The organism is Sphingobium ummariense RL-3 (genome assembly GCF_000447205.1).
Taxonomy (GTDB): domain Bacteria; phylum Pseudomonadota; class Alphaproteobacteria; order Sphingomonadales; family Sphingomonadaceae; genus Sphingobium; species Sphingobium ummariense.
On the sequence record NZ_AUWY01000112.1, the window covers coordinates 131,067 to 152,013 of the forward strand.

The following is a 20,947-nucleotide window of genomic DNA, read 5'->3' on the forward strand; positions in this document are numbered from 1 at the left end:
CTGAGCCTAACTTGGAAACGATCACAATTAGTTGGCGCGCATCCTTGGGTGTTCATATTTGTCGTTTTAATGTATTTCGCGGCGCTTCCTTTTCTTTTTGCGTTTGGTAACTTCTGGGGGGCGAGCTTTGCACTTGGCGTCATCATCATAGCAGGACCATTGGCCGTTCTCACTATGCTGCTAGCCACGTTGATCGCACTAAGCTGTTTGCCTGATGGGATTAGAGCGTGGCATGGTACGCCGCGACTTGCCACGCTGATTGCTGGTGGAATTGCGCTGCTCTTCACCTTTGACCAGTGGCTAAGGGGCCTGACATTGGTGCCTTTCATTGGCAGGTTGCTGCGATCAGTCTTTCTTCCAGTTCGAAGGGCTGCTGTGGTGCTTATACATTCGGTTGGTGTTAGTGGTTTACTGGTCGTGACACTGGCTTTGGTCTTTTCGCTCACATTTTGGGTTATCGCTGCACGGAACATCAGTGTCAGCGCTGAGAACTTGCCTCCAAATTGACGGCGGCTTTCCTCATATTCGTCCCGAAACCTGCCAGTCCCCTTCCCACCCAAGTTCCCGCCGTTGAGCGTCCTTGGCATTTGTCCGGTCTGTATACGCTCCTACTGTGGCAGGAGCACAGTGCTCACCATAACAGACAGGTCGTCAGCCAAGGATCTGCTTTATCGGGAGCACCGCGATGACGAAAAGCGCGATCACGGCCCATCCCTCCCATGTCCGGGGACACCAGCCGAAGCCGATCCGTTTCGGGCCGAACCATGTGCGGGGATCATTCATGCGTCGCTCCCTTGCCGGGGCCGTTCCGCCGTCAGGGCGAAGCGGTCAAGCGATCAGAATTTGAAGATGGTGCCCAGATAGACGGCCTGGCTGTCCTGGCGGTCGTCGGTCATCGGCGTCAGGCGGGCGGCGTTGTTGTTCAGGCGCACGCCGGCGGTGACGTTGAGATTGCGGGTCAGCGAATAGGAGCTGGCAAGATCCAGCGAATAATCCTTCTCGCCGCTGGGATTGCGGACGGTCGCCGCCGGTTCGCGCCGGCTTTCGAGCAGCACCTTGGTGCTGAAACGATCTTTCTTCCCGTCATCCAGCGAGAAATTCTTGGCGTCCACCATGGTTTCGACCGGCACGGGATCGAGCGCCTTGCGGCCGACCGATTCGGGCAGGGCGAACTTGCGCCAGTTGTGGGCGCTGTTCAGCGTGAAGGCCATCGGCTTGATGTCGACCGGGTCGATGGTGCGGTTGATCGCCACCCGGGCATCGTCGGCGCGCACCATCACGGTGATCGACCGCTGGCCGCTGACCGACCCGCTGGTCGGGGTAAAGCGGAACCGTTCCCCCCCCGCCGAGGCCGCGACCTTCGCATAGGCGGCCGCAAGGCGCGGATCCTTGATGCTGGGCGTGAAGGAGGAGATGCTGCCGAGCGCGCCGAGCGAGACCGGGACCTGGGACCGAAGCTGCGCGAGGTTGGCGCCGGCACCGATCGCCGGAGACAGCATGAAGCCGGCCACAGCCGCAGCCGCTCCCGCCAATGCCAAATGTCCCCTATTCACGCGCATGGTGCGAATCTCGTCCCCGCCGACTGATTTACAAGACGCATTAGCCGGGAAAAGGCACCATTGGCTAGGGCGGGGAATCCCTTTTTGTCTGAGCTGTTGCACAGAGCACACAGACTCCGCTCACGCTGGATGCCGAAGGGGCGCGTCACCTGCCCCTATCCCGGCCGCTCCCCCTTGCCCAATGATGCGCGTCGACTATAGAAGCGGGGCGTTTTTCTCCGTTCTGACAGGACAAGCCTGATGGCCCGCCGTGTTTCCGCTCCCCTTTCCGCCGGTCTGCTGCTGGCCGCGATCCTGCCGCTCGCCGCTTGCGGGGGCGGATCGAAGGACCGGCCCAAGGCGGATCTCGCCGCGTCGAAGGTCACGACGATCGGCGTCAACAGCTATTTGTGGCGGGCGACGCTCGACACCATCGGCTTCATGCCGCTGGTGCAGACGGATTCGAACGGTGGCGTGATCGTCACCGACTGGTACGCCAATCCGAACAGCCCCAATGAGCGGATGAAGCTGACCGTGTCGATCCTGGATCAGGACCTGCGCGCCGACGCGCTGCGCGTCGCGGCGAGCCGGCAGGTGAGCCAGGGCGGCCAGTGGGTCGACGCCCCGGTGCAGGCCGCGACCGTGCAGAAGCTGGAGGAAATCATCCTTACCAAGGCCCGCGACCTGCGCCGCATGGCGATTTCCGGATAAGCTCCCGCTTCTTCGTTTTCTTCGTTTTCGAGTCTCAATGAAGGGCTGGGCTTTTCGAAAGCTCAGCCCGAACGCATTTGGCAGGAAAGACTATGCAAAGGCGCTTCAACCCGTTCGAGGCCGATGCCCGCTGGCAGGCCGCCTGGGACGAGAAGCAGACGTTCCGGGCGTCCGACGTCAGCGACAAGCCGCGATCCTATGTGCTGGAGATGTTCCCTTACCCCTCGGGGCGCATCCATATCGGCCATGTCCGCAACTATTCGATGGGCGACGTGCTGGCGCGGTTCCGCCGGATGACCGGGCATGAGGTGCTGCACCCGATGGGCTGGGACGCCTTCGGCATGCCGGCCGAGAATGCCGCGATGGAGAAGAAGGTCCATCCGGGAAGCTGGACCCGCGAGAATATCGCCAACATGAAGGCGCAGCTGAAGAAGCTGGGATTCGCGCTGGACTGGAGCCGCGAGCTGGCGACGTGCGAGCCCGATTATTACGGGCAGGAGCAGGCGCTGTTCCTCGACATGCTGGAAGCGGGCCTGGTCTATCGCAAGGAGAGCGCGGTCAACTGGGACCCGGTCGACATGACCGTGCTGGCCAACGAGCAGGTGATCGACGGCAAGGGCTGGCGGTCGGGCGCGCCGGTCGAGAAGCGCAAGCTCAGCCAGTGGTTCCTGAAGATCACCCAGTTCGCCGACGACCTGCTGGAAGGGCTGAAGACGCTCGACCAGTGGCCCGAGAAGGTGCGGCTGATGCAGGAGAACTGGATCGGCCGGTCGGTCGGCCTGCAGTTCCGCTTCGCCCCCGTCGCGCCCTTCGACCAGGAGATCGAGGTCTATTCGACCCGGCCCGACACCATCTTCGGCGCGAGCTTCGTGGCGATCGCGGCGGACCATCCGGTGGCGCAGCGGATTGCGAAGGATAATCCAGCAGCCGCGGCCTTCATCGAAAAGTGCAAGGAAGGCGGCACCACCGCGGCCGAGCTGGAGACGGCGGAGAAGCTAGGCTTCGACACCGGCCTGTCGATGGTCCATCCGTTCGACCCGGAATGGCAGCTGCCCGTCTTCATCGCGAACTTCGTGCTGATGGACTATGGCACCGGCGCGGTGATGGGCGTGCCGGCGCACGACCAGCGCGACCTGGATTTCGCGCGCAAATATATGCTGCCGGTCGAACGCGTGGTCGCCGCCGAAGGCGACGCGCAGGCGCCGATTCATGACGAGGCCTATGTTGGGCCGGGCCGGCTGGTGAACAGCCGATTCCTGGACGGCATGGCGGTGGAAGACGCCAAGGCCGAGGTGATCCGCCGCGCCGAGGCGGAGGGCTGGGGCCAGGGCACCACCGTGTTCCGCCTGCGCGACTGGGGCGTGTCGCGCCAGCGTTATTGGGGCACCCCGATCCCGGTCATCCATTGCGACGATTGCGGCCCCGTGGGCGTCCCCAAGGACCAGCTGCCCGTGCTGCTGCCCGAGGATGTGACCTTCGACATTCCCGGCAATCCGCTGGACCGGCATCCGACCTGGAAGCATGTCGATTGCCCGCGATGCGGCAAAGCGGCGCGGCGCGAGACCGACACGCTGGACACCTTCGCCGATTCGAGCTGGTACTTCATCCGCTTCGCCAGCCAGCCGCAGGACCGGCCGTTCGACCGCGAGACGGTGGAGAAATGGCTGCCCGTCGGCCAGTATATCGGCGGCGTGGAACATGCGATCCTGCACCTGCTCTACGCCCGTTTCTGGACCCGCGCGTTGCAGCATATGGGGCAGCTGGGTTTCGCCGAGCCGTTCACCGGCCTGTTCACCCAGGGCATGGTGACGCACGAGACCTACAAGGCGGGCGATGGCAGCTGGCTGTCGCCGGGCGAGGTCAAGAAGACCGGCGACGATTATGTCCATATCGAGAGCGGCGCGCCGGTAACGGTGGGCCGCGTCGAAAAGATGTCCAAGTCCAAGAAGAATGTCGTCGATCCCGATGACATCATCGCCCAATATGGCGCGGACGCGGTGCGATGGTTCATGCTGTCGGACAGTCCGCCCGAGCGCGACCTGCCCTGGACCGAGGCGGGGATCGAGGGATCGTGGCGCTTCGTCAACCGGCTGTGGCGGCTGTTCGGCGAAGCGGACGGCGCCGCGGAAGGGCAGGATAGGGCGCTCGACCGCAAGCTGCACCAGACCATCGATGGCGTGGCGAAGGATATCGAGGCGCTGAGCTTCAACAAGGCGGTCGCCAAGATATACGAGCTGACCAATGCGGTGGAGAAGGCGAAGCCGTCCGCGTCGCGCACCGGCGCGATCCGTACGCTGGCGCTGCTGGTCGCGCCGATGACGCCGCATCTGGCCGAGGAAGCCTGGGCCGATATGGGCGAACAGGGCCTGATCGCCGACGCCGCCTGGCCGGCGGTCGACCCGGCGCTGCTGGTCGAGGATGAGGTCACCATCGCCTGCCAGGTCATGGGCAAGCTGCGTGACACCATCACCGTGCCCAAGGGGACGGCGAAGGAGGAGCTGGAGAGGCTGGCGCTGGCCGCGCCCAATGTCGTGCGGACGCTGGACGGAGCGGTGCCCAAGAAGGTGATCGTGGTGCCCGACCGGCTGGTCAATCTGGTGGTTTGACGCAACATCCGTTTGCGCAGTGCGGGGCTTCGACAAGCTCAGCCCGAACGGATATAGGACTGGCTCATGAACCGTGCTTTGCCCCTGCTTGCCCTCTGTCTCCTCACCGCCTGCGGGCTGCGTCCGGTCTATAGCGGTGGCAGCCAGGGCGCGGTGGCGCGGTCGCTGGGCAATGTCGAGGTGCAGGCGATCGAGGGCAAGGCCGGCTGGCTTATGCGCAATGCGCTGAACGACCGGCTGGCGCCGATGCGCGGGACCGGGCCGGCCTATAAGCTGGTGGTCAAGCTGGACGACCAGATCAGAGGTTTCGGCCTGCGCGCCGACGCGGCGATCACGCGCGAGCGAAGAACGCTGCGCGCGCGCTACCAGCTGATCGATGCGGCGACCGGAGCGCAGGTGCTGGACGACACGGCGGGATCGGACGCAGGCATCGACGTGACGTCGAGCGAATATGCGACCATCGCGGCGGAGGACACGGCCCTGGAGCGGCTGTCGCAGACGGTGGCGGACCAGATCGTCGCGCGGCTGTCGCTGTACGCGGCGCGGGATACGGGCCGTGAAGGCCAATAGGGGCCAGATCGAAAGGGCGCTGGACGCGCCGCCGGCCGATGTCCGTTTCTTCCTGCTCTATGGGCCCGACGAGGCGGGCAGTCTCGCGCTGGCAAAGCGGCTGGAACGGGCGATGGGCCCGCAGGCCGAGCGCATCGACCTGGACGGAGCAACCCTGCGCGAAGACCCCGCGCGGTTGTCGGACGAAGCGGCGGCCTTTTCCATGTTCGGCGACCGGCGCTGGATCCGGGTCAACGGCATGGGCGAGGAATCTGTGCCGGCGCTGACGGCGCTGCTGGAGGCGGAAGCGGCGGGCAATCCCGTGATCGCGGTCGCGGGGGCACTCAAGCCCGCGTCGAAGCTGCTGAAGCTGGCGCTCGACCATAAGGCGGCGCAGGCCTTCATCTCCTATCAGCCCGATGCGCGCGAAGCCGAGCAGATCGCCGTCGCGATCGCGCGGGACGGGGGGCTGAGGCTGTCGCCCGATCTCGCGCGGCGGATCGTCGCCATCAGCGGCGGGGATCGCGCGCTGATGGCTGGCGAGATCGAGAAGCTGGTCCTCTATCTGGACGCTGCGCCGGAACAGCCGCGCGAGGCCACGGCCGAGGCGCTGGATGCCCTGTCCGCCGAGAATCCCGAGACCGACGCCGTGCCGCTGGTCAATGCGGTGTTGGGCGGAGACCTGAAGGCCATGCATCGCGAACTGGGGCGGCTGGCGGAGGTCGGCACGGCCATGGCTTCGGTCATCCGGCCGTTGCTGACGCGGGCGATGCTGATCGCCGGGATCCGCGCGGACTTCGACCGGGACGGACGGCTGGAGGCGGCGGTCGAAGCGGCGGGCAAGGCGGTGTTCTGGAAAGAGAAGGGCCTGGTCAGCCGGCAGGTGCGGCTGTGGGACGCCGCCGGGATCGCGCGGGTGATCCACCGGCTGGCGCAGGCGGAGCGGGCCAGCCGCTCCGGCCGGGGGCTGGGCGACCTGATGGTCCGGCACGAACTGCTGACCATCGCAAGACAGGCGTCGCGCGAGCGCTGAGCGCTTGATCGCGGCCGCGCGGAAGACCATATTGCGGCCATGGAAAAGCTCAATCTGACCGACGCCGAATGGCGCGCACGCCTGTCGCCGGAACAATATCATATCCTGCGCGAAGGCGGGACCGAACGGGCGTTCACTGGCAAGTATAATGCGAACAAGGCCGAGGGCCTGTATCTCTGCGCGGGATGCGGCGCGGAATTGTTCGAATCGGACGAGAAATATGACAGCGGCTCCGGCTGGCCGAGCTTCACCGCGCCGGTCGACGGCGACGCCGTTGAGGAATTGCGGGACACGAGTCACGGCATGGTCCGCACCGAGGTGCGCTGTGCCCGATGCGGCGGGCATCTGGGCCATGTGTTTCCCGACGGGCCGGGCGTCACCGGCCTGCGCTATTGCATGAACAGCGCGTCGCTGGACTTCAAGCCCGGCGAAGCCGCCGAATAATCGTTCATCCCCGATAAAGCCGCGTTGCGCTTGTAGCCCGGCCTGCATGCGGGTATCCGGGGCGGCGAAACATCATGGCACGATCGGGCAAGAGCAAGGAAGCGCCGGGCAGGGCAAAGCTGTGGCTGGTGCGCGGGCTGAAATTCGGCCTGATGGCGGCGGTCGGCGGGCTCGTGGCGATCGTGATCGCGGTCGTCATCGCGATGCAGTCGCTGCCCGATTACAGCGCGCTCAAATCCTCCCCCAACGGACAGATGATCCGCGTCCACGCCGCCGATGGCTCCGTCATCGTCTCGCTGGGGCCGAGTTTCGGGCGGTGGCTGAGTTACGACCAGATCCCGCAGGTCATGGTAGACGCCATGATATCGACCGAGGACAAGCGCTTCTATCACCATCCCGGTGTCGATCCGATCGGCATGGCGCGCGCCGCGTGGGTGGCGATCGAGCGGCGGGGCAGCGGTCGCCGGTTGCAGGGTGCCTCCACCATCACCCAGCAGGTGACGCGCAACATCTTCCTCAACAACAGCTACAGCTGGGGCCGCAAGGTGCGGGAGATGATCCTGGCGCTGGCGCTGGAGAGGAAATTCTCCAAGCGGCAGATCCTGGAACTGTACCTCAACAAGGTTTATTTTGGCGGCGGCGCCTATGGCATCGACGCGGCCAGCCGCAAATTCTTCGGCCATCCGGCGACGACGCTCGACCTGCCGGAAGCGGCGATCATCGCCGGTCTGGTCAAGGCGCCGTCGAGCTATTCGCCCACTGCGGATGCGGAGGCGGCGATCGGCCGCGCAGGGGTCGTGCTGGACCTGATGCAGGAAAATGGCGTGATCAGCGCCGCCGAGCATGCGAACGCCAACCTGGCGGGCGTGAAGATGGCGCCCGAGCCGCCCCAGAACAGCGTGCGTTACTTCACCGACTGGGCGCTGCCCCAGCTGGACGTGCTGGTCGACGAGCCCAACGAGCCGCTGGAGGTCTACACCACCATCGACCTTGGCATGCAGCGCGCGGCGACGGCGGCGATCCAGGCCAATGTCCCCTCGGGCACGCAGGGCGCGCTTGTCAGCCTGGACCGCGACGGTGCGGTGCGGGCGATGGTCGGCGGCCTCGACTATGTGACGTCGAACTACAACCGCGCCACCACCGCCACGCGCCAGCCGGGATCGGCTTGGAAGATCTTCGTCTATATGGCGGCGCTGGAAGCGGGCTATACGCCGGACACCGGCGTCACCGACGAGCCGGTGACAATCAACGGCTGGTCGCCGCGCAACAGTTCCGGGCGATTCTCCGGCGACATCGATATCCGCACCGCCTTTGCCTATTCGGTCAACACCGTGGCGGCCAAGCTGGGCGTGGAGGTCGGTTTCCCAACGGTCGCGGACATGGCGCGCCGCTTCGGCATCAGCACGCCGATCAACACCCATCCCTCGATGGTGCTCGGCACGTCGGACGTCCGACTGATCGACATGACGCGCGCCTTCGCCTCGATTGCGCGCAAGGGGATCGCGGTGACGCCCTATGGCATCACCAAGGTGACGACGGCGGACGGACGGACGCTCTACGAGCATCAGGACGACACCAGCCGCGTGCTGGTCGCGCCCTGGGTCGCGGCGGGCATGACCGACCTGATGCAGACCGCCGTCAGCACCGGCACCGGCCGGGCGGCGCAGATCGGGCGGCCGGTGGCCGGCAAGACCGGCACCACCACCAGCAACAAGGACGGCTGGTTCCTGGGATTTTCAAGCGGGATCACCACCGGCGTCTGGATGGGCCGCGACGATGCGCGCGCCGTGTCGGTGCTGCAAGGCGGCCGGGCGCCCGCCCGCGCCTTCGCCGATTATATGAAGGTCGCAGTGGCAAAGCGGCCCGTGGAACAGTTCGAAACGCAGGTGACCCTGCCCGAATGGCAGCTGGAGCCCGACGAGGAAGCCTATTACGGCCAGCCCGACAACGGCATGGAGGGCGGCATGATGGTCGACGAGAACGGCCTGCCGGTCGAGCGCGCCCGTCCCGACCAGCGGGAGGACGAGGAGCCCGACCAAGCCGATGGCGACGTGCCCGAACAGCCCGTGCCGCCGCGGCTGGACCAGCAATGGATCGACCGCGTGCTGGGCCGCGATCGGCAGCGCCAGGCGCCACCGCCCGCCACGCCGAGGCCCAGCCAGCCTAACCCGTAGGCAAGTCCGTCGCGGCGAAGCGGGTGCCGTCGAGCGCGCCGCTGTCGGGCAGAAGGAAATCGACCTTGCCCCGGGCGAAGTCGATCGCCACCCGGTCGAAGGTCCGCAGGGCGTTGATGCCGAGCAGCAGGGCCGGCTTGTTCTGAAGGCCGAGCTGGGCGAAGGGTATCGCGTCGGCGAACAGCACCGGTAGCTGCGTCATCTGCACCCGGCCCATCCGCACCTTGTCGATCCGACCCACCGGCCCTGTCAGCACGCCGCCGGTGACGCTGGTCAGGCTGGCCTCGACCAGAGCGGGGGCGCGCTTCTTGCGGGTCAGCTTCTGCATCAGGGCCAGATTGCCGACGCTGAAACTGGTGCCGGTGTCGAGCACGATGTTGACCTTCGTCCCGTTCACTTCCGAATCGAGCAGGATCAGCTGGCCGCGCCGGCGCCGGGCCTCGACGATGATCGTGTCGGGATCGCGGGCGATGCGCCGCTTGCTGTCGCTGATTTCCATCCGGCCGGTGCGGAAGTTGAGCAGAACGCGCTTGGCATGCAGGCTGTCCAGCCCGAGCAGCCCAGGTGCGCCGAGATGATGGCCTTGGAGCACCGGCGCCTCTATATCGTCGATCCGCGCAGTGCCGAAGCCGAGCCGCGGAAGCGACACGGTGTGCGTCTCCGCCCGGTCGGTCATGCTGAGGATCGTCACCTGATTGAGGGCGGGGAGCGCGAGTGCCCGCGCAAGCTCGTCCGAGATGACGGTGCGCTGTGCACCGGTGTCGATCACGAAGTTCCAAGGCCCCTTGCCGTCGATCACGATCGGAATGGTCACGCGCTCGTCGACCGATACACCCGTACGCACGAGAGCGGGCGGATCGGCGGGATCGAGGGCCACGGTGTCCTGGGCGGCGGCGAGCGGGGCGCAGAGCAGTGCCGCCCCGGCGGCAGCGAGCGCGCGAAATCGCTTCATGGCCTCATCCTCGCAATATCGTTATAGCTTCCCTATATCACGGAACGGGGGAGGCGGTCCATCACCGCATTCGATGCACGGCCTGCCGCTGTTGCCGGAAGGGCTTCCGCTTTTTGCGGCGCGTCCCACCGTGCCGCCTTGACTTGACCGCGGCCGGATCGTTAAACGCAGACCTATGCACCCGCCCGTCCGGCGCGGGTTGATCCGGTTCCTTCCCCGGGTTCCCAAACCTCCCTTCCTTCGTTTCTCGTCTCTCGCCACTGGACCATCGACATGCATCTCAAGGACCTCAAGAAAAAAGCGCCCGCCGAACTCGTGACCATGGCGGAGGAGCTGGGCGTCGAGGGCGCTTCCACGCTGCGCAAGCAGGACCTGATGTTCGCGATCCTCAAGGCTGAGGCCGAGAATGGCGAGCAGATCATGGGCGAGGGCACGATCGAGGTGCTGCCAGACGGATTCGGCTTCCTTCGCAGCCCCGAAGCGAATTTCCTGGCCGGGCCGGACGATATCTATGTCTCCCCCAACCAGGTACGGAAATTCGGCCTGCGCACAGGCGACACGGTGGAGGGTGAGATCCGGGGCCCGAAGGACGGGGAACGCTATTTCGCGCTGACCCGCCTCGTCTCGGTGAACTTCGATGATCCCGACGTGGTCCGCCACCGCGTCAATTTCGACAATCTGACGCCGCTCTATCCGACCCAGAAGCTGACGCTCGACGCGACCGACCCGACGGTCAAGGACAAGTCGGCCCGCGTCATCGACATCGTGTCGCCGCAGGGCAAGGGCCAGCGCGCGCTGATCGTCGCGCCGCCGCGCACCGGCAAGACCGTGCTGCTGCAGAATATCGCCAAGGCGATCACCGACAACCATCCCGAAGTCTTCCTGATCGTGCTGCTGATCGACGAGCGGCCCGAGGAAGTCACCGACATGCAGCGCAGCGTGAAGGGCGAGGTCGTGTCTTCTACCTTCGACGAGCCGGCCAGCCGCCACGTCCAGGTCGCCGAGATGGTGATCGAGAAGGCCAAGCGTCTGGTCGAGCACAAGAAGGACGTGGTCATCCTGCTCGATTCGATCACGCGCCTCGGTCGCGCCTACAACACCGTCGTTCCCTCGTCGGGCAAGGTGCTGACCGGCGGCGTGGACGCCAACGCGCTGCAGCGACCCAAGCGCTTCTTCGGCGCGGCGCGCAACATCGAGGAGGGCGGATCGCTCTCCATCATCGCCACGGCCCTGATCGACACCGGCAGCCGCATGGACGAAGTGATCTTCGAAGAGTTCAAGGGCACCGGCAACAGCGAGATCGTGCTCGACCGCAAGGTGGCGGACAAGCGCATCTTCCCGGCGCTGGACGTCGGCAAGTCCGGCACCCGCAAGGAGGAGCTGCTGGTGGACAAGGCGAAGCTCAGCAAGATGTGGGTCCTGCGCCGTATCCTCATGCAGATGGGCACCGTCGACGCGATGGAGTTCTTGCTCGACAAGATGAAGGATTCCAAGACCAACGAGGATTTCTTCGACTCGATGAACCAGTAAGCGGGAGCTTCGTTAGGCCGCCATGCTCGACCTGTTCGCCACTGCCGCCGCCGCCGCCCAGGGGATTGGCTCTCCCGCCGACATATGGGCGCATATAGTCAATGATTTCAGTAATATAACCTCACCTACGGCGCTTGCTGCCTTCGGTCAGGTGCTGATGATCGACATCCTGCTGGCGGGCGACAATGCGATCGTCGTCGGCGCGTTGGCCGCGGGCTTGCCGGCCGCTCAGCGGCAACGGGTCATCATGATCGGTATCGTTGCCGCGCTGGTGCTGCGCATCGCCTTCGCATTGGTGGTGACGCAACTGATGCAGATCGTCGGGCTGATCCTGGCGGGCGGGCTTCTGCTGCTCTGGGTGAGCTGGAAGATGTGGCGCGAACTGCATCCCAAGCGGGGTGCGGAAACGCCCAACGACCCCAGCGACGACGATGTTTCCGGGCTGCGGCCTGCCAAGAGCTTTGCCGGAGCCGCCTGGGCCGTAGCGGTGGCGGACGTCAGCATGAGCCTGGACAATGTCCTGGCAGTCGCCGGCGCCGCGCGCGACCATCCCGGCATCCTCATCATCGGCCTGATCCTGTCGGTGGCGCTGATGGGTGTCGCGGCGAACATCATCGCCAAATATATCGAGCGCTTCCGCTGGATTGCCTATCTGGGCCTGGCGGTCATCGTCTATGTGGCGATCAAGATGATCTACGACGGAATCATCGATCACCAGGTCGGCGTCCTCACCCTGTTTTCCTGATAGCGGTGGGTGCCGTTCGTGGCGCCACCCGATCACCTTACCGAGCGGGTCTACACTTGTGGAACGCCAGTGTCATGTCTAGCAGTTAGCAGTCTCTCTCTCTGGAGCGGAAGGTCAGGAATGTCGAATTTCGCGCAAATTTTTGACGCTATGCGCAATACTCCCATGAACGACTGGGTGGGAGGATCCGACCCGGAAACCGTGGGAAATGCCTCGGCCAATGTCATGCGTCGCCTGCTGCCGCTGAACGGCAATTCCAAGGTCCTGGATTTTGGCTGTGGTATTGGACGGGTGCTCGCAGCCTTGAAGAAAGATGGGCCAGATCCCAAAAATATCGTGGGCATGGACATTATGCCCCCGGTGATCGATTTTTGTAATCAACATCTGAAACCGAACCTTACGAATACAACCTTTGAGTTGGTCAATGACAAGAACGATCATTACGATCATTTCATAGAGACAAACGCCGGCAAGACACGCGAGGCTCTCTCCAGCCAATATCAGGATTATTTCACCGATGGCTGCGCCTTTTCCGTTTTTACCCATGTCACGAAGCACGACTTTGCAGGTCTTCTGAAGTTCATTTCATCGATGATGGTGCCGGGCGGCCGTTTTCTGATGACCTGTTTCGAGCTGAACGAATTTTCGCGATACATGATCGAGCATCAGCAAACCATTTTCCCTCTGGCCAATAAGGCTTGGTGGGAAGGGGGGCAGATTTTGGTTGGAGATGCGAACGATCCGCTTGCGTTCATCGCCTTTGATCGCAGTCTTGTCGAAAAGCTCGTGTGGGATGCCGGCCTGGCGATCAGCAAGGTGGAATATGGTTGCTGGATGGGCGGTGGGATCGGATCCTCTCTTCAGGATGTGATGATCTGCACCAAGCTGCCGACCCTTCTAGAAAAGGATAAGATCAAATTCACACCCCTGGTTAGTCGCGAGGCGATCGCCGGAAGATAGGAAGGGTGATGCGGATCGCTTTTCGAGAGGCGATCCGCGAGCCCGATTCTGTTTAAGGGAGGAGGAGTGTCGACCCGGTGGTCCGTCGCGCTTCCAGGGCGCGATGGGCGTCAGCCGCGTCGGCCAAGGCAAAGCGCTGGCCGATCACTGCCTTCACCACGCCGCGCTGCATGCGGTCGAACAGGCGGTCTGCGGTACGGGCCAATTCCTCCGCCGTGGCGATATAGTCGAACAGGGTGGGGCGGGTGACATAGAGCGAGCCGCCGCGGCTGAGATCCAGCAGGCTGATGGGCGGAACGGCGCCCGAGGCATTGCCATAGCTCACCATCAGGCCGCGGCGCTTGAGGCTGGCGAGTGACGCGCTCCAGCTGTCCTTGCCCACGCCGTCATAGACGACATCGACACCTATGCCCCTGGTGAGGTCACGGACGGCATCCGCAAGCTGCTCCAACGGACCATGCAGGCTGTGTTCGGCGTTCACCATGGCCGCCTTTTCCGCGGAGCCGCTATGGGCGATCACGATGACGCCCTTGTCGCGCAGCCACGGCACGAGCACCGATCCGACGCCCCCGGCGGCCGCGTGAACGAGCGCGGTCTGGCCCGCTGCCAGATTGATAGTGTCCTCCGCCAGATAGCAGGCGGTCATCCCCTTCAGCATCATGGCGGCCGCGTCCTGGGTGCTGACGCCATCGGGGATACGGACGAGACGGTCGGCGGGGACGACGCGATGGGTGGCATAGGCGCCCAGGCCGCTCGCACAGCCCACCTTGTCGCCGACGTCGAAGCCCGTGACCCCTGGTCCGACAGCGGCAACCAAGCCGGCACTTTCCGAACCCAAGGTGAGCGGAAGATCGGCTGGGTAAAGGCCGGTGCGATAATAGGTATCGATGAAGTTGAGGCCGACCGCGTCCTGCTCGACCAGCACCTCGCCTTGCTTGGGCAGGCCAGGATCGAACGCCTCACGCTCGATCACTTCCGGCCCGCCATGGGTGCGCACGACCATGCGCCAGGGAGCGCCGTCCGCCATCAGTCCAGATGCTCCGCGAAGAACGCCACCGTACGACTATCCGCGAGCTGCGCGCCCGCCGGGTCACGGCGATTGCCCATCTCCGTCGCGAAGCCGTGGTCCAGGCCTTCATAATCATGCAGGGTGATATGGCGATTGGGGCCCAGCCCATCATGCATCTTCTGCTGGACCTCCGCCGACACAAAATGATCCGCCCCGGCAATGTGCAGCATCGTCGGCTTCCCGATCGCCTTGCTCTCACCGATCAGGCCATCAATACCGACGCCATAATAGCCGACGAAGGCGTCCCCATCCGTGCGGCACGCGGCCATGAATGCCAGCCGGCCGCCGAGGCAATAGCCGACAAGCCCCACTTTCGCATCCCCTCCCAGTCGGGCGCGTGCGGCCTTGATGGTTGCCTCCAGGTCGCGGATCCCGGCATCCTGGTCAAAGCGGGGGAAGAGGCTGAGCCCCTTGCTCATCTCATCGGGCACATCGGGGTCGAGTTCGATATGCGGCTCAATGCGCCAGAACAGGTCCGGCGCGAGGGCGAGGTAGCCGGCCTCCGCCCAGCTTTCGGTCTTACGACGGATGCCTTCGTTCACGCCAAAGATTTCCTGGATGATGATGATCGCGGCCTTGGCCTGCCCTGCGGGCTCGGCGACATAAGCGTCGAACCGGGCGTCACCTTCCAATGTGGCGATCGGGGAGAACTCGGCCATGATCATCCTTTCCGTTCGAGAAATCCGTGCTTTCAGCCGCATATTGACGCGGGCGTCGCTGGACGCAACCGCCAGACGTACCAAAAAATTTGCGTTGCGCAGGAAAGTTGCGGCATGAGGGTGCACCGTCCCGGGTGGCGGCGAATGGAGGGCGTGAGATGAAGGTGAGTGTGGATGTCGATTGCACGCCGGCCGAAGCCCGTGCCTTTCTGGGCCTGCCCGATGTCACGCCGATCCATGACAAATATATCCAGAGCGTGTTGAGCAGCTTCGATGGCGTCGCGAGCGCCGAGCAGATGGAGACGCTGTTCAAGAGCTTCTCCCCCCTGGGCGATGCGGGAATGCGGCTATTCAAGCAGATGATGGACATCGGCCTGTCCGGCGTGCCCGGCGGCAGCGGAGAAAAGAAATAGCCGCGTGGCCGACACGATCTTTGCCCTGTCGAGTGGCGCACCACCGGCGGGAATCGGGGTTATCCGGATCAGCGGTGGGGATGCGGCCACCGCGTTGAGCGCGCTGGCGGGCCGGCTGCCAGAACCACGCCGGGCGAGCCTGGCGCTTTTATCCGATCCGTCTGACGGCGCACCGTTGGATCGGGCCCTGCTGCTGTGGCTGCCCGGCCCCGGGACGGCCACCGGCGAGGACATGGGGGAGTTGCACTGCCATGGCGGGCGCGCGGTGGTGGCGGCGGTGGAGCGGGCGCTCGGACGAATGGCGGGATTGCGGCGCGCCGAGCCGGGTGAGTTCACGCGCCGCGCCCTGGCCAACGGCCGGATGGACTTGAACGCCGTCGAGGGACTGGCAGACCTGCTGGCGGCCGAGACGGAGCAACAGCGGCGCGCGGCGCTGTTGATGACGGAAGGCCATTTTTCCCGACGGATCGAGGGATGGCGGCTGCGATTGCTGGATCTGTCGGCCATGGCGGAGGCGGCGCTGGATTTCTCTGACGAGGACGATGTGCCCGACGCGGCGATCGAGGCACGGATCGGAGAGGGGATCGCGGCGCTGGCCCAAGATGTGGCGCAGGTGCTCGCCGCCCCTTCGGCAGAGCGCTTGCGGGATGGTGTCCGGGTGGTGCTCGCGGGACCGCCCAATGCTGGAAAGTCCACCCTGTTGAATGCGCTGGTCGGTCGGGACGCGGCAATCGTGTCTGATGTGGCCGGGACTACGCGCGATAGGATCGAGGTGCCTGCGGCACTGGGCGGCGTCGCTTTCCTGTTCACGGATACTGCCGGCCTCCGTGCGGAAGCAGGCGATGCGGTGGAAGCGATCGGAATGGACCGCGCGCGCGCGGCGATGGATGCTGCCGATATTCTCCTCTGGCTCGGCGACCCGGACGCGTTGCCGCGCGAAGACGCCGTGCCGATTGCGGCGCAAAGCGACCGGATGGATCATCGGGGCCATCCGGGGCTGAAGTTGTCGGCGCTGAGTGGAGAAGGAATGGACGCGCTGGCTCGTCTGTTGCTGGAGAAGGCCGCCGCGCTTCTGCCGCGAGAGGGGGATTATGCCCTGCACGCCCGTCAGAGGCAGGGAGTGACCGCGCTCCTCCGGTATCTCGGGCAGGCCGGCAGGCAGGCCGATTTGTTGATGCTGGCAGAGGATCTGCGACAGGCGCGCCGCGCCATCGACACACTGACCGGGCAGGCAGGGACGGAGGATATGCTCGACCGCCTTTTCGCCGGATTCTGCATCGGCAAATAGGCGGCTGTTCCACGTGGAACGCTTTTGACCTTCTCCGGGGGAATCTGGTAAAGGCGCTGCCATGCACACAAGCTATGATGTGATTGTGGTCGGTGGCGGCCATGCCGGTTGCGAAGCGGCTGCCGCCGCGGCGCGCAAGGGGGCCGCCGTCGCGCTCCTTACGTTCGACAGAAACACCGTCGGCGCCATGTCCTGCAATCCGGCGATCGGCGGCCTGGGCAAGGGGCATCTGGTGCGCGAGGTGGACGCGCTGGACGGGTTGATCGCCCGCGCGGCCGATGCTGCGGCCATCCACTACCGGATGCTCAACAGCAGCAAGGGGAGCGCAGTGCAGGGACCGCGCGTTCAGGCCGATCGCAAGCGGTACAAGGGGGCGATCCAGGCAATGCTGGCGCAGCAGTCGGGATTGACGCTGTTGGAAGGCGAGGCCGTAGCGCTGGCGACGGAGCACGGCCGCGTCACCGGACTGATTCTCGCTGATGGCACGGCGCTGACGGGACGCGCCGTGGTGCTGGCGACCGGCACCTTTCTGGGCGGCCGCCTGTTCCGCGGGGAGGAGCGGAATGAAGGCGGACGCACCGGCGAACGGGCTGCCACGGCATTGGGGCATCAGCTACGCGATCTGGGCCTGCCGATCGCTCGACTGAAGACCGGCACCCCGCCGCGCCTTGATGGACGAACCATCGATTGGGGTGCGCTGGAAGAGCAGCCGTCCGATTCACGCAATTGGACGATGTCGCCCCTGTCATCAACGCGCGTGTTACCACAGCTTGCTTGCGCCATTACCCGGACGAACGAGGCGACGCACCAGATCATCCGCGAGGGGTTGGGCCGGTCGCCGCTGTTCAGCGGCGCCATCGAGGGGCGGGGCCCCCGCTATTGTCCGTCCATCGAGGACAAGATCCTCCGCTTCGGCGACCGCGACGGGCACCAGATTTTCCTGGAGCCGGAAGGCCTCGACGATCGGCTGGTCTATCCCAACGGGATCAGCACATCCTTGCCCACCGATGTGCAGCAGGCCATGGTCCGGTCGATGCACGGGTTGGACAAGGCGGAGATCGTCGTTCCCGGCTATGCGGTGGAGTATGACCATATCGATCCGCGCGCTCTCGACTCGTCCCTGGCGGTGAGGGCCATGCCGGGCCTCTTCTGTGCCGGGCAGATCAACGGTACCACTGGCTATGAGGAAGCCGCTGCCCAGGGGCTGGTGGCGGGGGTGAACGCAGCCGCCCATGCGCGCGACGAGATGCCGATGATCCTGGACCGGGCGAGCAGCTACATCGGCGTGATGATCGATGATCTTGTGCTCCAGGGCGTGACCGAGCCCTATCGCATGCTCACGGCACGGGCGGAGTATCGGCTGCGCCTGCGGGCGGACAATGCGGAGACGCGTCTGGTGCCAATCGGGTTGGAACATGGGTTCGTCGGAGAGGAGCGGCGAAGGCGATACGCGGCGCGGCAGGACCGGCGCGGGCTGATCGATGCGGAGCTGCGTCGCTGCATGACAGCGAGCGAGATGGCGCGGGTCGGCGCGGCCGTGCGGCAGGACGGAGCACGGCGCAGTCTGTTCGACTGGGCGCGTTTTCCCGAAGTGGGGCGGGCCCTGCTGTTCGACCTAGCGCCCTCTCTGCGGGACGCACCCGAGGATCTGCGGGACGAGATCTGGGAAGATGCGCATTACGCGCCCTATCTCGAGAGGCAGGATGCCGAAATTGCCGATCTGCGGCGGAACGAACGCGTAACTATTCCCGCCGCTTTTGATTATCGGTGCATTGGCGGCCTCTCGGCCGAGATGATTGAGCGCTTGGAGGGAGCGCGCCCCGACAGTCTCGCGGCCGCGGGGCGGGTGCGCGGCATCACGCCGGCAGCCTTGGCGGCGATCCTGGTCCATCTCCGGCGCGAGGCGGCATGACCGAGGATGAGGCGCGGGCCTGGCTCCGGGCGCAATTTTCTGTTCCACGTGAAACATGGGACCGGCTGGAGCGCTATGTCGCCTTGCTGTTGCACGCGGCCGAAGAGCAGAATCTGATCGCCGAATCCACCAAGGCGCATATATGGGCCCGGCACATTGTCGATTCCGCGCAGCTCCTCCTGTTGGCAGAGGAAGCCGGGGAGGGCGGCTGGGTGGACCTGGGATCAGGCGCCGGGTTGCCGGGTATGGTGATTGCCTGCCTTGGCGAACGTTCTGTCCTGATGGTCGAGTCGCGGCGAAAGCGGATCGGCTTTCTGGAGGAGGTGATCGGGGAGCTGGACCTTCGCAATGCGTCTGTATTTGGCGGGCGGGTCGAGGTGGTGCCGCCTCAGGCTGCCGCTGTTATCAGCGCGCGTGCCTATGCCCCTTTGCCTCGGCTGCTTGAGTCCGCTGTCCATATTGGGGACAAAAACACTCTGTGGGTGCTTCCAAAGGGACGAAATGCGGAAATTGAGCTGGAGACCGCGCGTCCGGCATGGCAAGGTGCGTTTCACGTGGAACGCAGCGTGACCGATGTCGAAAGCGCCATCATCGTGGCGCGCGGGGTTGAACCGGTCACCAGGAGGGCAAGGGCATGATCACCATCGCTATCGCCAACCAGAAGGGAGGCGTCGGCAAGACCACAACCGCGATCAACCTCGCCACCGGTCTGGCGGCCACGGGGCTTCGCGTTCTGCTGGTGGATCTCGACCCGCAGGGTAACGCTTCGACCGGGCTGGGCATCGGCCAGTCCGACCGTGTGCATTCCAGCTATGATCTGCTGGTCGGCAATTGCGCACTGGAGGATGCGGTCATCCCCACGCGCGTGCCCAAGTTGGACATCGTACCGGCAACGCAGGATCTGTCGGGCGCCGAGATCGAGTTGATCGACTATGAGCAACGGACCCATCGGCTTAACCGCGTATTGGATGAGGCGCCCCCAGCACGATGGGACGTCTGCCTGATCGACTGCCCGCCGTCGCTGGGTCTGCTGACGATCAATGCGATGGTCGCGGCGCAGTCGCTGCTGGTGCCATTGCAGTGCGAATTCTTTGCGCTCGAGGGTCTGTCGCAATTGCTCCAGACGGTCGAGCGGATTCGCAGCCGGTTCAATACGGGCCTGTCAATCCTGGGGGTGGCGCTGACCATGTACGACAAGCGGAACCGGCTGACGGACCAAGTGGCGGACGATGTTCGCGCCGTGCTGGGCGACCTCGTCTTCACCACTGTCATTCCACGCAATGTCCGCCTGTCCGAAGCGCCCAGCCACGGCGTTCCGGCGCTGATCTATGATTTTCGCTGTTCGGGGTCCGAAGCCTATATGAGCCTTTCACGTGAATTGATTGCACGCCTGCCTCGCCAGGAGGCGGCGGCTTGAGCACCGAGGCGGGAGAAAAGGCGAAGGTCACCAAGCGGCCGCACGGGCTGGGCCGGGGATTGTCGGCGCTGCTGGGGGATGTCCAGCGCGAGGAACCCGTCGCGGAGGCGGGGACGCCCGCTGCCCCCAACGGCAAGGCGGTGCAGAACATCGAAGTGGCGCTGATCCACCCTCATCCCGAGCAGCCGCGCCGCCATTTCGATGAAGGCGCCTTGCAGGAGCTGGCGGAAAGCATCGCCAAGCGGGGCGTGATCCAGCCGATCATCGTGCGGCCGGACGGCGCCGGCTTCCAGATCGTCGCGGGCGAGCGGCGCTGGCGTGCGGCGCAGCGGGCGCAACTGCATCGTATTCCAGCGCTGGTTCGCGACTTCGACGAGCAGGAGACGCTCGAGATCGCGCTGGTCGAGAATATCCAGCGCGAGGACCTCAATCCCATCGAGGAGGCGGAGGCCTATCGCAAGCTGATCGCCGAATTCCACCACAGCCAGGAAGCGCTGGGCCGGATCGTCGGCAAGTCGCGCAGCCATATCGCCAATCTGATGCGGCTGCTGGAACTACCGAAATCGGTGCAGCAGGCAGTGATGACGAAGGGCATTTCCATGGGCCATGCCCGCGCCCTGATCGGCGTGCCCGACTGCGAGCAGCTGGCACAGCAAGTGCAGCATAAGGGTCTCTCGGTCCGCGAGACCGAGGCGCTGGTGCGACGTGCCCGCAAAGGTGAAGATGCGGCACCCGCCAGTCGGCAATCGGCAGCAGGGGCGGGCGAAAAGGACCCGGACATCGCTGCCCTGGAGCAGCATCTGGCGGACATATTGGGGCTGAAGGTCGAGATCGCCCATGAAGGCAGCGCGACCGGCGGCGCGCTGTCGCTGCGCTACGCCAATCTGGACCAGCTCGACATGCTGTGCCAGCGCCTGTCCGGGGAACGGATTTAGATCAGGGCTCCG

General features: G+C 65.0%; 21 protein-coding genes. 16 read left to right on the plus strand and 5 right to left on the minus strand.

Translation table 11 applies throughout. The annotated features are described in order from the left end of the window. The first annotated feature begins 48 nt into the window (after positions 1–48). A complete protein-coding gene (locus M529_RS49375; RefSeq protein ID WP_152522637.1) occupies positions 49–507 on the plus strand; it encodes a hypothetical protein in 459 nt (152 codons plus the stop codon). A gap of 144 nt (positions 508–651) precedes the next feature. On the opposite strand, the gene M529_RS50610 is transcribed toward M529_RS49375, so the two are convergent. Both M529_RS50610 and M529_RS41280 read right to left on the minus strand, forming a co-directional pair. Next, on the minus strand, positions 652–783 hold the full coding sequence (locus M529_RS50610; RefSeq protein ID WP_021319089.1) for a hypothetical protein: 132 nt from the start codon (positions 781–783) through the stop codon (positions 652–654). A gap of 53 nt (positions 784–836) precedes the next feature. Continuing rightward, positions 837–1,559, minus strand: coding sequence for a hypothetical protein (locus tag M529_RS41280; protein ID WP_031295227.1), 723 nt, complete (start codon positions 1,557–1,559; stop codon positions 837–839). Between the two features lie 240 nt (positions 1,560–1,799). On the opposite strand from M529_RS41280, the gene M529_RS41285 reads away from it, so the two are divergent. The 6 genes from M529_RS41285 (at position 1,800) to M529_RS41310 (ending at position 9,055) form a co-directional block, all read left to right on the plus strand. Further along, positions 1,800–2,249 (plus strand): DUF3576 domain-containing protein, encoded by a 450-nt coding sequence (locus M529_RS41285; protein WP_021319091.1) that lies wholly within the window; start codon positions 1,800–1,802, stop codon positions 2,247–2,249. Positions 2,250–2,341: 92 nt separating this feature from the next. Continuing rightward, positions 2,342–4,855: a leucine--tRNA ligase gene (leuS, locus tag M529_RS41290; protein WP_021319092.1), complete on the plus strand. Its 2,514-nt coding sequence runs from the start codon at positions 2,342–2,344 to the stop codon at positions 4,853–4,855. Positions 4,856–4,921: 66 nt separating this feature from the next. Then, complete coding sequence (gene lptE, locus M529_RS41295; protein ID WP_021319093.1) at positions 4,922–5,425, plus strand: LPS assembly lipoprotein LptE; 504 nt, start codon at positions 4,922–4,924, stop codon at positions 5,423–5,425. Next, positions 5,412–6,437, plus strand: coding sequence for a DNA polymerase III subunit delta (gene holA / locus M529_RS41300; RefSeq protein ID WP_021319094.1), 1,026 nt, complete (start codon positions 5,412–5,414; stop codon positions 6,435–6,437). Before lptE ends, holA begins: the two co-directional genes overlap by 14 nt. Before the next feature lie 39 nt (positions 6,438–6,476). Beyond that, positions 6,477–6,881, plus strand: a complete 405-nt coding sequence (gene msrB / locus M529_RS41305) for a peptide-methionine (R)-S-oxide reductase MsrB (RefSeq protein ID WP_021319095.1) — start codon at positions 6,477–6,479, stop codon at positions 6,879–6,881. 74 nt (positions 6,882–6,955) lie between these two features. Continuing rightward, on the plus strand, positions 6,956–9,055 hold the full coding sequence (locus M529_RS41310; protein WP_021319096.1) for a transglycosylase domain-containing protein: 2,100 nt from the start codon (positions 6,956–6,958) through the stop codon (positions 9,053–9,055). Here M529_RS41310 and M529_RS41315 read toward each other — a convergent pair. Continuing rightward, positions 9,045–10,007, minus strand: coding sequence for a retroviral-like aspartic protease family protein (locus tag M529_RS41315; RefSeq protein WP_021319097.1), 963 nt, complete (start codon positions 10,005–10,007; stop codon positions 9,045–9,047). The genes M529_RS41310 and M529_RS41315 overlap by 11 nt on opposite strands. Positions 10,008–10,280: 273 nt before the next feature. Here M529_RS41315 and rho point away from each other — a divergent pair, with 273 nt between their 5' ends. The 3 genes from rho to M529_RS41330 all read left to right on the plus strand — a co-directional run bounded on the left by rho (position 10,281) and on the right by M529_RS41330 (position 13,242). Further along, positions 10,281–11,537, plus strand: coding sequence for a transcription termination factor Rho (gene rho / locus M529_RS41320; RefSeq protein WP_021319098.1), 1,257 nt, complete (start codon positions 10,281–10,283; stop codon positions 11,535–11,537). A 22-nt stretch (positions 11,538–11,559) separates the two neighbouring features. After that, positions 11,560–12,282 carry a YjbE family putative metal transport protein gene (locus tag M529_RS41325; protein ID WP_021319099.1) on the plus strand — a complete coding sequence of 241 codons (723 nt, stop codon included), beginning with the start codon at positions 11,560–11,562 and terminating at the stop codon, positions 12,280–12,282. A 165-nt stretch (positions 12,283–12,447) separates the two neighbouring features. Next, positions 12,448–13,242, plus strand: coding sequence for a class I SAM-dependent methyltransferase (locus tag M529_RS41330; protein WP_161626367.1), 795 nt, complete (start codon positions 12,448–12,450; stop codon positions 13,240–13,242). 52 nt (positions 13,243–13,294) lie between these two features. On the opposite strand, the gene M529_RS41335 is transcribed toward M529_RS41330, so the two are convergent. Together M529_RS41335 and M529_RS41340 are read right to left on the minus strand one after the other, a co-directional pair. Then, positions 13,295–14,245 (minus strand): quinone oxidoreductase family protein, encoded by a 951-nt coding sequence (locus M529_RS41335; RefSeq protein WP_031295229.1) that lies wholly within the window; start codon positions 14,243–14,245, stop codon positions 13,295–13,297. Between the two features lie 23 nt (positions 14,246–14,268). After that, entirely contained in the window at positions 14,269–14,970 is a 702-nt protein-coding gene (locus tag M529_RS41340; RefSeq protein WP_031295231.1) for a dienelactone hydrolase family protein, read from the minus strand. Between the two features lie 158 nt (positions 14,971–15,128). Here M529_RS41340 and M529_RS41345 point away from each other — a divergent pair, with 158 nt between their 5' ends. From M529_RS41345 to M529_RS41370, 6 genes are all read left to right on the plus strand, one after another. Next, positions 15,129–15,383, plus strand: a complete 255-nt coding sequence (locus M529_RS41345) for a DUF6489 family protein (RefSeq protein WP_021319103.1) — start codon at positions 15,129–15,131, stop codon at positions 15,381–15,383. A gap of 4 nt (positions 15,384–15,387) precedes the next feature. Further along, the gene (gene mnmE, locus M529_RS41350; RefSeq protein WP_021319104.1) at positions 15,388–16,671 is read left to right on the plus strand and encodes a tRNA uridine-5-carboxymethylaminomethyl(34) synthesis GTPase MnmE; all 1,284 of its coding nucleotides are present in this window, start codon (positions 15,388–15,390) and stop codon (positions 16,669–16,671) included. 61 nt (positions 16,672–16,732) lie between these two features. Beyond that, a complete protein-coding gene (gene mnmG, locus M529_RS41355; protein ID WP_021319105.1) occupies positions 16,733–18,583 on the plus strand; it encodes a tRNA uridine-5-carboxymethylaminomethyl(34) synthesis enzyme MnmG in 1,851 nt (616 codons plus the stop codon). Continuing rightward, on the plus strand, positions 18,580–19,221 hold the full coding sequence (rsmG, locus tag M529_RS41360; RefSeq protein WP_021319106.1) for a 16S rRNA (guanine(527)-N(7))-methyltransferase RsmG: 642 nt from the start codon (positions 18,580–18,582) through the stop codon (positions 19,219–19,221). The genes mnmG and rsmG overlap by 4 nt, the downstream gene beginning before the upstream one ends. Beyond that, entirely contained in the window at positions 19,218–20,000 is a 783-nt protein-coding gene (locus M529_RS41365) for a ParA family protein (RefSeq protein WP_021319107.1), read from the plus strand. Before rsmG ends, M529_RS41365 begins: the two co-directional genes overlap by 4 nt. Then, on the plus strand, positions 19,997–20,935 hold the full coding sequence (locus M529_RS41370; RefSeq protein WP_021319108.1) for a ParB/RepB/Spo0J family partition protein: 939 nt from the start codon (positions 19,997–19,999) through the stop codon (positions 20,933–20,935). The genes M529_RS41365 and M529_RS41370 overlap by 4 nt, the downstream gene beginning before the upstream one ends. Positions 20,936–20,947 lie beyond the last annotated feature (12 nt).